This window comes from Pseudoalteromonas sp. AOP7-A1-14 (assembly GCF_052376275.1).
In the GTDB taxonomy this organism is placed as follows: domain Bacteria; phylum Pseudomonadota; class Gammaproteobacteria; order Enterobacterales; family Alteromonadaceae; genus Pseudoalteromonas.
In genome coordinates this window covers 1-1,220 of sequence record NZ_JBQSVO010000247.1, presented here as the reverse complement: position 1 = coordinate 1,220, position 1,220 = coordinate 1, and the positions used below count along the sequence as shown (strand labels likewise).

The following is a 1,220-nucleotide window of genomic DNA, read 5'->3' as shown; positions in this document are numbered from 1 at the left end:
CATAAAGCGGCTTTTTAACTACAAAATCTTAAAAAGCGTAACGGAAGCCTATGTTATAACGCGCACCATATTGGTAAGCACTAAGTAACTGTTCTGAGTAGCGAACATAAGTACGCTGCGTTTCATCCGTTAAGTTTAGGCCTTCAATAAATACCGTTAATTGATCGTTTACTGAATAGTTAACGTTCACATCCAACTGTCCGTAGGCTTCAGTGAAGATAGGCGATGAATGTTGATCAAAACCTGTTAAGAACTCATCACGCCAGTTATATGAGAGGCGAGCAGATAAGCCATCTAAGTCATAAATTGCAGAAATATTAGCTGAATCACTTAATCCAGGTAGCGCAAACTGATAGCCCGTTGCATCACGATCAGCTTCTACATCACCAAAAACAAATGTCGCATTGGCAGTAACACCAAAGCCTGAGTCACCAAACATATGCTGAGCCGCTACTTCGTAACCCCATAGATTTGCAGTTTCAACGTTGTTATCACGTGAAACGAAGAAGTTAGTTAATGGGTCTGAAGCATTACCAACAATTGAGGTTCCTTGTGCGGTGCCTTGGTTTTCATTTATTTGGTCATGAATTGCTTGGTCCGATTGTAACTCACCTGCGGCGGCCAAATCAGCGCGTGCTTGCTCAGCACGATCTCCGCTGTACGGGTCTGTTATACCGCCTAGCGTTTCTTCTGTTGTTACATTAACTAGGAAGTTTTCAACCTGCTTACGGAAATAACCTGCTGATACATAGCTGCCAGAACCGTAGTAATACTCTAGTGATAAATCTAAGTTATCAGATGTGTAGGGTTTTAAGTTAGGATTACCAACAGAAACTGTACGTTGACCTACTTTAGGATTGCCTAAAAATGAAGTTGTTGAACGTAGTGAGCTCACTGGTGGACGAGCAAGGCTTCGGCTATAAGAAAAACGAGCCATTACATCTTCAACCACTTCAACATTCATATCAAAACTAGGTAAAAATTCACTACTGCTGCCTTCACCTTCAGAGAATGAGCGTTCATTAGCATAAATGTATGACCACTCACTACCGTTTACCCATTCCATGTTTACTGCCGGGCGTTCTAAGCTGTTTGCGGTAACGTCTGTTTTTTCATAACGCAGGCCTGTAGTTATATTAACTAGCATGCCATTAAACTCGGTTTCGAAATTTGCTTGCATGTAAAACGCTAAGGTTTTTTCGCTTACACGGTGGTCGTCA

1 protein-coding gene is annotated in these 1,220 nt (G+C 41.7%); it reads right to left on the bottom strand.

Annotated features, from left to right (window positions below; all coding sequences use genetic code 11):
• Positions 1-28 precede the first annotated feature (28 nt).
• Positions 29-1,220: TonB-dependent receptor domain-containing protein (locus ACT3RM_RS17910; RefSeq protein ID WP_444511518.1), on the bottom strand; the 1,192-nt coding region annotated here is incomplete at its 5' end.